Below are 15,514 nucleotides of genomic sequence, written 5' to 3'. Positions count from 1 at the left end.
CCAGTGGTATAACCAGTGCATTATGGAGGGGTTTAAGCGCATCGATTAGCGAACCGTGAACCTTTCGGTGACCTAAAGCTATCCTCAGGCACCGACAACACAAGGAGCCAAGCTATGAACAAACGGATCAGCCGCTTAGATTATTTTACCTTACAGGTCTTTATCGGCTTGGTTGAGCTTAAGAATGGCATTGCGGTTGCCGAAAAACTGCTGACGACTCAATCTAAAGTCAGTCGTTCATTGATGTGCATGCGTGAGGTGTTAGAAAACGAGCTCTTTATCCGTCAGCAGTATGGCTTCGAGCCCAACCATATTGCGCTGCGCCTCTACCCTATGGTGCAGACGATTCTTGAGCAATACGACAAAATTATTGCGACCACCATAGGCAAAACCTTAGAGCCATTTCAGTTGACGATAGCCACCTATGAGCAGTGGTCATTAATGGTGATGAACAACCTAAAGCACACCTGTCACTGCATTGAAGGTGGGGTCAATATTAATGTAGTGCCTTGGTCCGAAAACATCAGCCAGCGCTTGTGTCAGGGTAAAATTGATTGCACCATCTCCACCGAACCTATCCACCATCCCATGGTGAATAATATAAAGCTTGGCGATATCGATCATTTCTTTATGGTGGCCAGAAGCGACCACCCGATCTTGAGCTCGACGCAACCTCTGATCGATCTATTCGACTACAACATCACCCTAGTCAACGCCAACCTACATGAGCAACAGCTGCATGCGATAGAGCAATATGCTCAGGCGCACAATATCGATGTTAATATTGTGCTGCGAAGCCCAAGCTTACGTATGTTAGTCGACCATACCAGCAGAAGTGATGATATCTGCTTGCTGTCATCAGTGATGTCACTGCCCTACTTTGAGCATCGCAGCGACGTGGGATTTATCGATGTCTCCCAGCTGTGGATGTCCACCAGCGGCCTACCTTGCGACAGTTATTATCTCCATTGTCATCAGAGGATCATCGAGCCGTTAGCTAACTGTTTAAAGACTATGCTTATCAATAAACTACACGATATGCAGGCGCGCTACCATCACAGTCATTCACAGCTCAATTACACCAACTTGACACCAGTGTGCAGCGATGGCTGTGGTTGTAGTAGTGGCTCCAGTGATGCGACCGGCGTGCTACCTTCATTTAAAACAGCTGCATTTACACCCGATGAGTCTATGTGAGCAGGCGTAAAGCCCCGATGAGCCTAAGGCGGTGTCAGGTGCATAAAATGCAACCAACAAAAAGGCAAGCTAGAAAGCTTGCCTTTTTATTACACGTCCACTAAAAGCCGTATTATCAGCACTTACATCAAGATATTGATAATCCTCCCATTAGCGCAACACCTTGCTTAAAAAGGCCTGTGTACGCGCCTCTTTAGGGGCACTAAACAGCGCCTGCGGTGAACTGTCTTCCACCACATAGCCACCGTCCATAAAAATAACCCTGTCGGATACATCTCGTGCAAAACCCATCTCATGGGTAACAATCACCATGGTCATCCCCGCTAATGCCAAGGACTTCATCACATCGAGCACATCGCCGACCATTTCAGGGTCGAGCGCCGAGGTGGGCTCATCAAATAGCATTAATTCTGGCTTCATCGCCAAGGCGCGAGCAATGGCCACCCGTTGCTTTTGGCCACCCGATAAGCTCGCTGGATAGGCATTGGCCTTATCTTGCAAGCCCACTTGTGCCAGCAACTCAAGCGCCTGACGGTCGGCCTCGGCTTGTTTCATCAAGCCGAGTTTTACCGGGGCTAGGGTAATGTTTTGCATCACGGTTTTATGGGGAAACAGATTAAAATTTTGAAACACCATCCCCACTTTTTGACGTAGCTTATCGATGCAGGCGCCTTTAGCCGTGATCGACTGACCATCGATAGCGATATCACCTTCGGTCGGCTGCTCCAGCAAGTTGATACAGCGTAAAAAAGTACTCTTACCACTGCCGCTTGGGCCAATGACGCTCACCACTTCGCCACGAGCGACATGCTGATTAATCCCTTTAAGCACCTGATTATCACCGAAGCTTTTATGTAAATTGCTTATTTTAATCACTTTGCTTTAGCCTCTTTTCAAATTTCGACAGCATAAAGGTGAAGCTGTACGTCAGTAGCAGATAGATTAATGCACAGGTAAATAGCGGCACGCTGTCTTCAAAGGTACGGCTACGAATGATCTCTCCGGCGCGCATCAAATCAACCCCGCCAATAAACCCTATGACCGCCGTCTCCTTCAATAGCACGATAAACTCATTGCCAAGGGCGGGTAAAATCTTCTTCACCGCCTGCGGCATAATCACCTCTTTCATGGTCATCCCTTGAGATAAGCCTAAGGAGCGCGCCGCCTCAGTTTGGCCTTTATCCACCGCTTCGATACCGGCGCGGATAATCTCAGAAATATAGGCGCCACTGTTAAGGCCAAAGGCGATAATGGCGGCGGTGACCTTGTCGACATCTAAAGAGGACAATACGATGAAGTAAAGGATCACTAACTGCACAACTACCGGTGTACCTCGAATAACGCCCACATATAGATCGGCAGGCCAACGCAGGTACCACTTTGATGACATCTTCATCATGGTGGTGGTGATACCCAATATTGCCCCTAAGATCATGGCGAAAAAGGTGACAATGAGGGTAACTTTTAGACCATTTAAAATCAGCAAGATACCGATTAAACCATCGTCGCCAATGGGCGTAAACAATGAAGCGTTAATTGCATCAATCATAGGGTGCTCACTTCATATGCTGGGCGATCAGAGCATCATACTGGCCATTGGCTTTCATATTGGCCAAGGTGGTGTTAATGCTGTTAAGGAGTTCAGGTTGCCCCTTGGCCACGGCAAACCCATAGAACTCAGGCTCGAAGTCGAGTGTGATCTGTTTTAGGTCTGGGTTTTTGGCGAGGTAATTGGCCGCTGGCTCACTGTCAAATAGCACCAGATCCACCTTACCGTTTTTAAGCTCCATAATGGCTTCAAAACCGGTATTAAAGGCGGTCACTTGTTGGGTATATTGCTTTGCCATAATGTCGGCAGTTGAACCCAATTGCACCGCAAAATGTTTATCTTGTAAGTCAGCGATACTATTGATGCCCATTTGATTTTTATTCACTAATACCACTTGGGTTGCTTCGTAGTAGGGCTGAGAAAAATTAACGCTTTGTTGCCGCTCAGGGGTGATGGTCATCCCCGAGGCGATAAAATCAATTTTACCTGAGTTTAAGGCCACAATTAGCGAATCAAACTTCATGTTTTCGACCTTTAAGGTCTTACCGGCGTCTTTAGCTATCTGACGTGCTAAATCAATATCAAACCCCTTGATTTCATCGCCACTAGTACCACCCACATATTCAAAAGGGGGGAAGGCTGCATTGGTACCAACCACTAATACATCATCACTTTTACCACATCCAGTTAACAACAAGGCTACAACCAAGCTAAAACTGCCTAATAACACGGATTTGCTCATTTTAAACTCTCTTTTTCGATAAAAACTGCACTGGCACAGACTATAAGCACCCCCCCTTTAAGTGTCAATAATTATGCCGTTTATTTGATTATAAATTCACTTCGATACTATTGGCGCGATGCTTTACTCAATCCCTACAGCACCAACTAGCCCTATCGGCACGATTTTTAGCGATCCCAAGTGCAGGTGAATGTGATAGCATTTACGCTTACTGCGCCCTGCAATTGGCGCCCATAACTCGGAACGCGAAAAGCGCTCCTCTTTTCAAAGGAAGCCATTGTGAGCGAAGCTGGGATCCGTCTTAACAAGTACATCAGTGAAAGTGGTATTTGTTCTCGCCGAGAAGCCGATCGTTTTATCGAGCAAGGTAATGTTTTTATTAATGGCAAACGTGCTCAAATAGGCGATCAAGTCTCATTTGGCGATAAAGTGAAGGTTAATGGCCGTGATATTGAACCAAGAGACGCCGACGACTTGGTGTTTATCGCCTTAAATAAACCTGTCGGCATCGTCAGCACCACCGAAAGCACCGAGCGCGATAACATCGTCGACTTCGTTAACCATAGCGAGCGGGTATTTCCCATTGGCCGCTTAGATAAAGACTCTCAAGGGCTGATATTCCTAACCAACAATGGCGATCTGGTCAATAAGATTTTGCGTGCCGGCAACAATCACGACAAAGAATATGTGGTGACAGTGAACAAACCGATCACTGAGGCGTTTTTAACAGGTATGCGCGCTGGCGTGCCCATGCTTGGGGTGATAACCAAGAAGTGCAAGGTAGAGCAGATCTCTACTTTTGTATTTAAAATCGTATTGGTACAAGGCCTTAACCGCCAAATCCGCAGAATGTGTGAACATTTCAACTTTGAAGTAACCAAGCTTGAACGCCAAAGCATAATGAACGTTACGCTCAAAGGCTTACCTTTAGGCGAGTGGCGTGACTTAGATGAGGAGGAGCTGTCAACCCTGTTTAAGCTTATCGAACACTCCTCTTCTGAAGACAAAAAAGCACCTAAAAAAGCGGTCAAAAAGCCTGCCAAGAAACCCAATAAATCGCTACGGGACAAGATTGAAGGCCCTGAGCACTTTATGCAAAATCATGGTAAAAAGAAAAAACCAGCTGGCGCCAGTAAAGGTAAGCCATCGCACTCTAGACGCCCTAAGCGATAATATCATCTGCCAGTCTTAGTGTCTTTTACGCTGAAATCCCACCAGCCCTGTTACCCTCCAGCAGGGCTTTTTACTGCCATTGTTATCAAACTCATGACGCTAACGATCTGCTAATGGCATAAAATATAAATTAAATTAACCCCTTTTCAATTTTGCTCCGTGTATACCAGCAACCGGACTCAATAACAGTCCATCATAGTGTATTAAGCGTATCTTCACTTGGAGTTAAGTATGACAAAATTACCTTTAGCAAGGCTCATTACCAGCAGTATATTGGCCACAGCCCTTGGTTTTGCCAGCGCCACTGCCATGGCGAGCGGCATCGACTTTCCCCATATCGAAACCGTCGGCACCAGCCAAGTGATGATCAAGGCCGATATGGCCGAACTGGTAGTAGAAGTGGTCAGCGAAGCTAAGACTCCGGCAGAGGCTAAGGCGAATTCAGATAAGGCGGTCGCCGATTTTCTTGCCCGCCTGGCCGAAGCAGGCGTCGAGCGCCAGCATATCCACAGCGCCAACCTTTCGCTGCAAGCTAAACAGCAATATGACAGTGACACCCGCACCACCACCGAGGTGGGTTATCGCGCCAGTCGCCAAGTGACCGTGACCGTAGTTGAGCTCGCAAAGCTAAATAACCTTTTAGATACCGCACTTGAGCAGGGCATCAATCGGATTAATCACATTGCTTTTACGTCGAGTAAAACCGCCGAACTTATCGCACAAGCACGCCAGCAAGCGATAGCCGATGCCGAGCAAAAGGCCAAAGCCTTAGCCGCCGGATTCGGTGCAGAGTTAGATAGAGTGTGGCAGATCCGCTATATTGAGCAACGCCCAGTGCAGCCGGTGATGTATCGCATGGACGCTGCGCCAAAAGCCAGCATAGCCGAGAGTTACCAGCAGGCGCAAACCACTGTGAGCGACAGAGTCGAAGTGATCTATCGCTTAAAGTAAGCACGATTGACTAAATTGGCCGCCTCATCAAACACCGTTAAACCACCTCAGATGACGCGGCCAACGACTTTACTTTATCAACTCGAACCCAAAAAATATCACTCTACAAATCGATTAATCGTCTCGATTAAGCTTGAGCTTTTTTGCTAGCGGCTCAATGGCAGCCCCCTGCAGTACAATAGAAAACAGCACCATAAAGAACACCATATGCACCAACTCTATCGCGCCATCCACGCCAGCGGCCGCCGGAATTAATGCAAACACGATAGGAGTTGCCCCTTTGAGCCCAATCGATGAGATAAACAATCGTTTTTGCCAACTGGCCTGCCTAAAGGGCAAGTAACACAACTGCACCGCCAGTGGCCGTGCCACAAACATCAACAATGCCGCCGGCAGCAGTGACAAAGTAAATACCGACACTAAGGTTTGCGGGAACATCTGCAAGCCTAGGATGATAAACATCAGTGACTGGGCTAACCACGACATGCTGTTAAAGAAGTGACGCGTCACTTCGCCGCCGCGTTTGATGCCGTTGCCCATCACCACCCCTGCGACGTAGGACGCGATCAAAATATTGCCGCCCGCCAAATCACTGCCATAGGCAGCAATCACAAAGCAAGCCAAGACAAATACTGGGATCAGGCCATACTCTTGCAGCTGAATATGGTTAAGCGCCCACACCCCCAACTTAGCCACCACAAAGGCGATTAAGATCCCCAACAGAATTTGCAGCACTAACGTTTGGCCTATCTCCCATGCCGATATCGCCTCATTAGGCGCGAGGGCAATACCGGTTAAAATCATCACCATCACCAGTGCGACAGGATCGTTGGTGGCCGATTCGAACTCCAAAATACGATCGGTCTGCTGCTTTAATTTAAGTTTTTTCGCCTCAAGGATAGAAAACACCGCCGCCGCATCGGTAGATGACACCATAGCTGCAAACAACAGGCAGATAACAGGGCTCCAACTGGTGAGCGGATAGAGCATTAATGCCAACAATAAGGTCGTCAACACCACACCGCAGGTTGCTAATACACCGCCCTCTTTGTAGGCCAGCTTAATGCTATCGGTGGAAGTATTAATGCCGCCAACAAACACGATCACATTAAGTGCGATCGCGCCAACCGTCGAGGTCACGGCCAAATTATCATACACAAAATTAAATTCGCCATTGCCCAAGGCTAAGCCCACCACCATAAAAATTAACAGGCTAGGTAAGCCTAAGGTTTTAGACGGGTGGTGTAATAAAATGCCGATGGCTATTAGCGCCGCAATGCCCAGTAGGATAATTTCGTAAGACATCGACATCCTTTTTTAATGGTTAGCAGGGTAACGTTAGTCGGCCGAGAGACCAATAATAGCTTTGTATAGGGGGAATGAGGTCACCTGGCTGATACAGCTCATGAGTATCAGCCAAGTGGAGGTTTATTGGCGATTAAGCCTGACGCCGTGATAAATAAGCCCGCGCTAATAAGACCACACCCACAATCAGAAAGGGCACGCTCAACATCTGGCCTGCACTAATGGCCCAGTCTTGGGCATAGGCCGCCTGCTTTACCTTGATCTCTTCGATGATAAACCGCGCGCTAAACACCAGCACTAAAAATAGCCCAAAAATCGCCCCCTGCTTTTGCTTCATCTGGGTGGTGCGATAGATGAACCACAAGGTGATAAAGATGGTTAAATAAGCCAATGCTTCATATAGCTGCGCCGGATGGCGTGGCAGGCGATCGATACGCTCGAAAATAATGCCCCAAGGCTTATCGGTGACCACTCCTAAGATCTCTGAGTTAGCAAAATTAGCCATGCGCACAAAGAAGCCAAAGATGGCGGTGGCGATCGCTAAGCGATCGAGTAAAAACAGAAACGGCATTTTAGTCTTAGTATGGTAATAATACAGGGCTAAGATGGCGCCTAAGCCGCCGCCGTGACTGGCGAGGCCGCCTTCCCAAATCGCTAAAATTTTCTGCGGATGGGCAAAATAATAGCCCGGGTCGTAAAACAATACATGGGCGAGGCGAGCACCAACAATGATGCCTACAACACAGTAAATCAGCAGATTATCTAACGACTCTACATCTAAACCTTCACGCACATAAATGCGTTTCATCACCTGAAAACCACTGGCGATCGCCACGGCAAACAGCACGCCATACCAATGTATTTTGAGTCCCATGAACGAGATCATCACAGGATCGATATTCCAAACTATGTGCTCCAAACGCTTTACTCCATAAGGTGCAGGCCAAGTGACCCGCTTAAATAATCTGCCAGTAGGCATTTTCACGCGCTTGGCGCGCTTATTCAAGCTCATACTATGGATTAATCACGATAAATTAGCTAGATAACCTGAGTCTTACCAGCATAAAAAAGGGCTTAGTCACGAGTGCGACTAAACCCTTGATACCATGCGTTGCTGTGCTTGCAATCGCATTCGTTATCGGCTCACGCTTGAAGGGTAAGATACCGGCTAGTTATGGTCACGCCAGCTCCACTTATGCCTCAAACAAGCCCATTTTAATCATGGTCATTTGACTGGTATTATTTTGCCACAGCAGCAAACAACTGATTAAATTTCTCCAGTCCTTCAAGCATAATCTCATCGCTAATGGTTAATGCGGGCAAGAAACGGATCACGTTACCGTAAAAACCACAGGCCAGTAGCACTAAGCCATGCTCGGCGGCATTGGCGATAATGGCTTGAGTCAGAGCCGTATTGGGTTGCTCTTTATCACCATCGACAAACAGCTCCATGGCGATCATCGCGCCTTGATTGCGCACCTCGCCAATCAACTGCGGATAACGCTGTTGCAACGCACTCAAATGCTCGTTAAATGTCGCGCCAATGTGCGCCGCACGTTCAACTAAGTGTTCTTCGGCGATCACCTCTAGCACAGCCAGCGCCGCCACGCAGCCCACGGGCGAGCCACCATAAGTGCCACCAAGACCACCGGGAAGTGGCGCATCCATAATGTCACTCTTACCCACCACGGCCGCCAGAGGGAAGCCGCCGGCAATGCCTTTCGCCATGGTGATAAGATCCGGCTCCACCTGGGCATGCTCGAAGCTAAACATCTTGCCGGTGCGGCCAAAACCACTTTGAATTTCATCGGCAATTAATACAATGCCATGTTTATCACACAGCGCGCGCAGTGCCTGTAAAAATTCAGGTGGCGCAATATAAAACCCGCCCTCGCCCTGCACTGGCTCAACAATAATCGCTGCCACATCGCAAGGGGCGATATCGACCTTAAACAGGTTTTCAATCGCCTTAAGTGAATCTTTCACGCTCACATCATGCAGCGCCATTGGATAAGGCGCGTGGAAGATATCGCCGGCAAAGGGACCAAACTGATGCTTATACGGGCTGATTTTACCCGTTAACGCCATGGTTAAATTGGTGCGGCCATGAAAACCACCATTAAAGGCGATAACGCCGCGACGCCCCGTGTGCGCACGGGCGATTTTGACGCAGTTTTCCACGGCTTCGGCGCCAGTGGTCACAAAAATCGCTTTCTTATCACTCGGCCCCGGGGCGATAGCGGTCAGCTTTTCGGCCAGTTCAACCGCCGATTCATAAGGATTAACCATCACGCAGGTGTGGCTAAATTTATCCAGCTGCGCCTTAACGGCTTCGACTATTTTTGGATGGCTGTGGCCGGTATTACACACGGCGATGCCTGTGCCAAAATCGATATAACGTTTGCCTTCCACATCCCACAGCTCAGCATTGCTGGCACGTTCAACATAGGCGGCATAAGCGTTGCCCTGACCACGGGCGATGGCGTTCACTTTACGTGCTTGTAAATCTGCGTTGCTCATTTTGAAATCCTTTAATCTTATTGAGTTACTTATCCAGTCCGCCAAGGCACAGGTACTTAATTTCTAAATAATCATCGAGTCCATATTTTGACCCTTCACGGCCATTACCCGATTGTTTTACGCCGCCAAAAGGCGCAGCCGCATTAGAGATAATGCCTTCGTTGACGCCAACCATGCCATACTCAAGTCCCTCGGCGACGCGGAAAATACGGCCAATATCGCGGGCATAGAAATAAGCCGCTAAACCATATTCGGTATCGTTAGCCAGCGCCAAGGCTTGAGCTTCATCGTCGAAACTAATGATAGGTGTGACAGGGCCAAAAATTTCGTTACGCGCCAGCGCCATCTCATTGGTGACGCCGGTGACTATCATAGGCGCGAGAAAGCTTTCGCCTAACTCGCTGCGCCCACCGCCAGCAATCACTGTCGCGCCACTGGCCACAGTGTCGTCCACCAGCTTTAGCACATCATCGACCGCGGTTTTAGAGATCATCGGACCAACGGTGACCCCGTCGCTCAAGCCATCTCCGACCTGCAAACCCGCCACGGCGGCGCTGAATTTTTCGGTAAACTCGGCGGCCACCTTGCTTTGCACTAAGATGCGGTTGGTACATACACAGGTTTGACCCGCGTTGCGGTATTTCGACACTAAAGCGCCCTGCACGGCGGCGTCGATATCGGCATCATCGAATACAATAAAGGGCGCATTGCCACCCAGCTCCATCGACACTTTTTTCACACTGGTGGCGCACTGGGCCAGTAAAATTTTGCCCACCGCAGTGGAGCCGGTAAAGGTAAACTTAGCCACGTCTGGATGCTGGGTAAGCACCTTGCCCATACCCGCAGCGTCTTCACCCACCACAATATTAAACACCCCGGCTGGGATCCCGGCGCGCTCGGCCAGCTCAGCCATGGCGAGTGCCGACAAGGGAGTAGACGGCGAAGGGCGCGCCACAAAAGTACAGCCTGCCGCTAAGGCCGCTGCAGCCTTACGGGCGATCATCGCGTTGGGGAAGTTCCAGGGAGTGATCGAGGCCACCACACCAACTGGCTGCTTGATCACAATAATACGCTTGTCACTGGCTGGCGCCGGAATGGTGTCGCCGTAGACACGCTTGCCCTCTTCGGCAAACCAATCGATAAAGGCGGCGCCATAGGCAATTTCACCCTTGGCTTCTGCCAACGGCTTACCCTGCTCTAGGGTTAATATGCGCCCCAAATCGTCTTGATGTTGCATCATCAAGTTAAACCATTTACGCATCAGTGCGGCGCGCTCATTGGCGCTCTTTTTTGACCACGCTGGCAGGGCTTTTTTAGCGGCCACTATCGCCGCTTGGGTTTCATCACAGCCAGCATTAGCCACCTCGGCCACCACCTGTTGATTGGCGGGATTGACCACCGCAAAACGGTCGGCGCTATCGACCCAGTTACCGTCGATATATGAGGCGAGCTTGATTAACTGGCTATCTTTAATTCCCTGCATAAATACTCCAAATCAAAAGGGCTGAGCTTTTAGTCACTAATTTGTCTATTGAATAGCAAAAGCAACTCAGGTTAAATACAAAATAATCAACACAATGTTTTATGGCGGCAAAACTTATGAGCAAGCAATCGATCATCCCTAAGGCTGTCACCGAATATGACCTACGCTTGCTGCGCATTTTTCGCACCGTAGTGGAGAATGGCGGCTTTGCCGCAGCCGAAGCCGAACTGGGTGTCACCCGCTCGACCATTAGCGTGCATATGGCCAACCTTGAAAGCCGCATGAAACTGAAATTGTGCAGCCGAGGGCGTGGCGGATTTGCCCTGACCGAGGCGGGACAAGCCGTGTATCACGCCTGCATCGAACTGTTTGACTCACTCAATGATTTCTCTATGTTTGTCAATAATCTAGGCGAGGAGTTGATCGGCGAACTGGTGATCTTATGTGCCGATCAGTTAGATCACACCATGCAACAGAAACTGGCGCAGGTGGTGGCTTACATCCATGCGCGCCAACCCCAGCTACACCTGATTTTAGACGGCGAAGCGCTGCATCATATCGAGAAGTCGTTACTGCAAGATAAGGCCCATGTGGGCTTACTGCCCAGCTATCAGCAGATTGAAGGATTACACTACCGCACACTGTTTAGCGAGCCCATCTATCTGTGCTGCAGCGCTCAGCACCCCTACTTTGAACTCAGCGATAGCGAGATCAGCGCCGAAATGCTGTCAAAGACCGCCTCTATCCACCCTGGCGTCGATATTGACCCCGATGGGCGCGAACAATTAAAGCGCTTAAACTTGTCGGCAAAAGCGTATCAGTTTGATACTCGTAAAACCTTAATTCTATCGGGCTGCTATATTGGATACCTGCCGCTAAGCTATATCCAGCAAGAGCTAGAGACGGGGCAGATGAAGATAATTCACGGCGATGCCGCCAGTTATCCGTTTAATTTGTCGATGGTGTATAAGCACTCGGCGCGAGAAACGGCCAAGGTCGAGCTGTTGATGGCGGCGTTTAATGAAGTGTTTGGCCTAGATATGCCCAGTTAGAGCCTATCAAGTGGCAAACCCAGTGACGAGCGTGAGGCGATCGCCACTGGGTTGCGCTTAATCGGTCTCTTAATCGGTATGATGCATCCCCATCACATTAAACAGGCTCTTTAATGAGATGGGGAGTATAGGTGCAGATTAACTATTGCCCAGTACAAAGCTGTACTTAAGATAGAGGCGTAAATCATTGAGATCTTCGCCGTTATCCATATCGACTAAGGCATAGCGCGCACGGCAACTTAAACCCGGTAGCCACTTATCTAAACCATAGCTCACCGAAAAATCGGTCTGGTTAAAGTCACTACCAGCGCCTTCTGGTACATCATATTCACCATAATGGACATAGGCAGATAAGCCAGTCACCATCTTAGAAAAATCGTAACCCACCTTAAGGGCATATACCTCTTCATTGGCTCGACCCGCCTGATACACCTGCTGGATCACCGCCTTTTCATCACCCCAAGGGGCGAGTAAGGCATCATCACCGGTTTTGGCGTACATCAGGGTGACATCAAGCCCGGCATATTTTGCCCCAGCGTGCAAACCATATTGATAGGTATCTAGTGCACCAGCGGTTTCATCGCCCGATGACGCTTGGGTTAAATAGGTAGGTTTAAGGTACAACTTTCCCTCGCCAACAGGCGTAGACAGGTACAACCTTGCGTAAGTCTGATTAAACACATCCTCCATGTTGTAATGCCACACATCGGCCACGGCATTAACTTGTTCAAACGGTAGCTGATATTTAGCGCCTATGATGTACATAGGATTATCGGCCACATCAGAGGTGATCCCCTCACCAGCGCGCTTAGCCTGCAGCACATCATCGAGTGAGACAAATCCATTATCAGACCAGTTCATCGAATCGGTCACATAAAAAGCCGACAAAGTCAGATTATCGATACTGTTATTAATGGCTGAAAAACCGCGGTAAGTGCGCGGGATAGCGCGAATATCATGACGATTCAACCAAGGGGTATCCATCTCTTGCGCGCCTAGTTTAAAGCGGGTATTCCACCACTGGCCCTGCACAAAGTATTCCTGTAGACGGTTAACATCAGCATGATCGCCATTGGCATCGCGGGCCACTAAGCCATACACATTATTGTTATCGTTGATCCAAATCGGATTCGCCGAGGCAAAACTGGTGCCAAAGCTAATGCCATTAACGGCAGCGGTTTGGTAGTAAAATAATCCACCGATAGAGGTATCGTGCTTAGTGGTGGTGGCGTCATCAAAATCACGCGTAAAATCAAACAAGCGTAACTCGGCTTTCATTTGACCTTGACTAAACATCTGCTCGACGCTGCTATCGGCCATCGCCGGAATCGACATGGCAGTAAGAACTAAGAGTGATAGGTAGGATTTTTTCATTATTATACTTCCCATGATCCGTGGCGAGTAAGCGTGGTAGCTGTGAGCACCACGGCTGTTAGGGTGAGAGTTGCTCTTTTCATATTGACCTCAGGCTAAATTGCTCAAAACTGACGATGTAACAACATCGAAGTGGCGCTATTTCATACTGGCCGCAACTTTACGGTCATCAAGGCTGAAATAGCCGACCTTTTCGAACTTGTTGTTGCCATCCCCATATGCGAGATCACTAGCAAGATGGTTAAGTGGATCGCCTCAGTTAGATTTGAGGAAAATGCGATTTGAGAAAAAAGCGCCATAACCACATGGCGCTAAAAGGCTCAACTCACATGAAATCACTTAACCATGCTATCGATTGGGGCTTCCCCCTCACAACAACAAGTATACGTTAAATGTATGACATATGATTTTTGCTGTACATTTGCGTTAATCACATTTGTATAAAAGGTCACACAATTGTTTTTCCTGCAGACAGGCTCACGCTTTTACACAATAAACCCGCATTTTTGCCGATAGACTATTGCCTCACACTGCAAGGTAAATTAGGGAGATTCACACCGAAAATTAATGAGTTGGCTAAGATACTAAAGAGTTGCTATGGTATGATTTTTGGACTCGTCTGCACACGGAATTTATCTTGAACACTTTCAAACCAATCAAACAGATTAAGGTGTCTAACGAAGTTTTTCAGCAACTCAGAGATGCTATTTTTGATGGCCAATATCTGGCGGGCGCCAAACTCCCCTCGGAGCGAGAATTAATTGAAACCTTTCAAGTTAGCCGAACCGTGGTACGAGAGGCATTAAAAGGGTTAGAAGCGCGCGGGTTGGTCGATATAAAGCAGGGCGCTACCGGCGGTGCATTTGTCAAAAAGCAGACCTATGAACGCCTGAGTAATGACTGCAAAGACTTGTTTTTATTAGGACAGATGTCTTATGCCGAGATCTGCCAAGCCCGCTTAGCCATTGCCCCCATAGTGGCAGGATTAGCAGCGCAACATGGCACGGATGAGGCGCGCCAGCAACTGCAGCAATTGTCCCAACATTGCGAGCCCAGCGACCGAGTCAGCCAGGTGTACCATCAACTGGCCATGATGTGTAATAACCGATTTTTAACCGCTATTGATCAAGCGCTTATCCAGCTGATCGCCGATGTCGATAATCCAACCTCGATAAATAATTCGACAAGCCATCCTGACATGGGGGTGGCAGATGAGATACACACTTTAGTCGATGCGGTGCTAAGCTGTGATCCGTCAAGCGCCGAACAAGCAATGCGCGCCCATCTACAGGCTCATCTCAGCTGTCGGCAACCCGCTCCTCAATCAGACAGGGATAGATCGAGTGAATAACCCTGCTTAATAGCGTCGGTTCAACGCGCGGCTGCGCTTCTATTGAGTCCCGCCAGCAGGGGCAAAAGCGGTTAAGCTCAGTCGTCCCCTAAAAGTGCGCTAATAACTCGGCGCTAAAATCTTGCGCCCCAACCGTTAGCCCTAAACGCTCAATCTGTTGATTAATGCGGTTTAGCTCAGTCTCCACCTCGCCTAAGGTCAAGGTATTATCATCTAACAGATAGACAAGTTTTAAGCTGGTGTAATAAAAACTTAAAATAATCAGTGCATTGACATCATCCTTCTCTGCCGCGAGTTTAATGGCTTTGAGTTTTCGATAGATGCGATTATGTAGCGCCTTTAAACGCGACACATAATAGATCTCTTTAAAATAGGCATGGTGCCGCTGTCGATACAAGACCCCAGCGCACACAGCAAACCCAAACAGTACGCCTAAAAAATTAAGGTGGAAATTACCCGTCGATTCGCCTGTCGCCACTTCGACTTGGCCCCACAAACTGATCAACACCTGACCAATGAGTAACGACAAGATCGCAAGACAAGCAATAAACACTATGATCACGCGGTTTAAATGTTCACGGTAGGTGATCTTATCTATCTCGATTAGCTTCATCTGATTTCTCTGTAAATGCCCCTAGGTTATGAGAGTGCAAGATTACCACGGCACGGGCGCAAAATCGCACCATGACGCTATATTTAAAGGCCATTGATGCAGCCCACTCACTTACCCAGTAACACCCGAGTGCAATAGCGGCGCTAACAGATTTAACAGAAACAAAACAAATAGCAGTAAAAACATCTAGACGTCTAAATTGAC

14 protein-coding genes are annotated in these 15,514 nt (G+C 48.5%); 5 read left to right on the top strand and 9 right to left on the bottom strand.

Annotated elements, in window-relative coordinates; genetic code table 11:
* The first annotated feature begins 114 nt into the window (after positions 1–114).
* Entirely contained in the window at positions 115–1,197 is a 1,083-nt protein-coding gene (locus tag AC5YB1_RS04425) for a LysR substrate-binding domain-containing protein (RefSeq protein WP_494520872.1), read from the top strand.
* 150 nt (positions 1,198–1,347) lie between these two features.
* Here the strand turns inward: AC5YB1_RS04425 and AC5YB1_RS04420 are convergent, their stop codons facing one another.
* The 3 genes from AC5YB1_RS04420 to AC5YB1_RS04410 are packed head-to-tail and all read right to left on the bottom strand — an operon-like array spanning position 1,348 to position 3,488.
* Entirely contained in the window at positions 1,348–2,073 is a 726-nt protein-coding gene (locus AC5YB1_RS04420; RefSeq protein ID WP_494520871.1) for an amino acid ABC transporter ATP-binding protein, read from the bottom strand.
* Positions 2,066–2,746, bottom strand: a complete 681-nt coding sequence (locus AC5YB1_RS04415) for an amino acid ABC transporter permease (protein WP_494520870.1) — start codon at positions 2,744–2,746, stop codon at positions 2,066–2,068. Before AC5YB1_RS04415 ends, AC5YB1_RS04420 begins: the two co-directional genes overlap by 8 nt.
* A 7-nt stretch (positions 2,747–2,753) precedes the next feature.
* A complete protein-coding gene (locus AC5YB1_RS04410) occupies positions 2,754–3,488 on the bottom strand; it encodes a basic amino acid ABC transporter substrate-binding protein (protein ID WP_494520869.1) in 735 nt (244 codons plus the stop codon).
* A gap of 279 nt (positions 3,489–3,767) precedes the next feature.
* Here AC5YB1_RS04410 and rluF point away from each other — a divergent pair, with 279 nt between their 5' ends.
* Together rluF and AC5YB1_RS04400 are read left to right on the top strand one after the other, a co-directional pair.
* Positions 3,768–4,661, top strand: a complete 894-nt coding sequence (rluF, locus tag AC5YB1_RS04405) for a 23S rRNA pseudouridine(2604) synthase RluF (protein WP_494520868.1) — start codon at positions 3,768–3,770, stop codon at positions 4,659–4,661.
* A 231-nt stretch (positions 4,662–4,892) separates the two neighbouring features.
* Entirely contained in the window at positions 4,893–5,612 is a 720-nt protein-coding gene (locus AC5YB1_RS04400; protein ID WP_494520867.1) for an oxidative stress defense protein, read from the top strand.
* Between the two features lie 114 nt (positions 5,613–5,726).
* On the opposite strand, the gene AC5YB1_RS04395 is transcribed toward AC5YB1_RS04400, so the two are convergent.
* From AC5YB1_RS04395 to AC5YB1_RS04380, 4 genes are all read right to left on the bottom strand, one after another.
* Positions 5,727–6,917: a potassium/proton antiporter gene (locus tag AC5YB1_RS04395; RefSeq protein ID WP_494520866.1), complete on the bottom strand. Its 1,191-nt coding sequence runs from the start codon at positions 6,915–6,917 to the stop codon at positions 5,727–5,729.
* 133 nt (positions 6,918–7,050) lie between these two features.
* Positions 7,051–7,836 (bottom strand): prolipoprotein diacylglyceryl transferase, encoded by a 786-nt coding sequence (gene lgt / locus AC5YB1_RS04390; RefSeq protein ID WP_494520865.1) that lies wholly within the window; start codon positions 7,834–7,836, stop codon positions 7,051–7,053.
* 320 nt (positions 7,837–8,156) lie between these two features.
* Positions 8,157–9,437 (bottom strand): 4-aminobutyrate--2-oxoglutarate transaminase, encoded by a 1,281-nt coding sequence (gene gabT / locus AC5YB1_RS04385; RefSeq protein ID WP_494520864.1) that lies wholly within the window; start codon positions 9,435–9,437, stop codon positions 8,157–8,159.
* A 25-nt stretch (positions 9,438–9,462) separates the two neighbouring features.
* Positions 9,463–10,920 (bottom strand): NAD-dependent succinate-semialdehyde dehydrogenase, encoded by a 1,458-nt coding sequence (locus tag AC5YB1_RS04380; protein WP_494520863.1) that lies wholly within the window; start codon positions 10,918–10,920, stop codon positions 9,463–9,465.
* Positions 10,921–11,036: 116 nt separating this feature from the next.
* On the opposite strand from AC5YB1_RS04380, the gene AC5YB1_RS04375 reads away from it, so the two are divergent.
* The gene (locus AC5YB1_RS04375; protein WP_494520862.1) at positions 11,037–11,972 is read left to right on the top strand and encodes a LysR family transcriptional regulator; all 936 of its coding nucleotides are present in this window, start codon (positions 11,037–11,039) and stop codon (positions 11,970–11,972) included.
* A 138-nt stretch (positions 11,973–12,110) separates the two neighbouring features.
* Here the strand turns inward: AC5YB1_RS04375 and AC5YB1_RS04370 are convergent, their stop codons facing one another.
* Complete coding sequence (locus tag AC5YB1_RS04370) at positions 12,111–13,346, bottom strand: OprD family outer membrane porin (protein WP_494520861.1); 1,236 nt, start codon at positions 13,344–13,346, stop codon at positions 12,111–12,113.
* A gap of 637 nt (positions 13,347–13,983) precedes the next feature.
* On the opposite strand from AC5YB1_RS04370, the gene AC5YB1_RS04365 reads away from it, so the two are divergent.
* Positions 13,984–14,697, top strand: coding sequence for a FadR/GntR family transcriptional regulator (locus AC5YB1_RS04365; protein WP_494520860.1), 714 nt, complete (start codon positions 13,984–13,986; stop codon positions 14,695–14,697).
* An 88-nt stretch (positions 14,698–14,785) separates the two neighbouring features.
* Here the strand turns inward: AC5YB1_RS04365 and AC5YB1_RS04360 are convergent, their stop codons facing one another.
* Positions 14,786–15,310: a DUF3087 domain-containing protein gene (locus AC5YB1_RS04360; RefSeq protein ID WP_494520859.1), complete on the bottom strand. Its 525-nt coding sequence runs from the start codon at positions 15,308–15,310 to the stop codon at positions 14,786–14,788.
* Positions 15,311–15,514: the final 204 nt, after the last annotated feature.

The organism is Shewanella sp. 433, assembly GCF_059338565.1.
The sequence above is the reverse complement of the archived record's forward strand: the minus strand, read 5'-3'. Positions and strand labels throughout refer to the sequence as shown.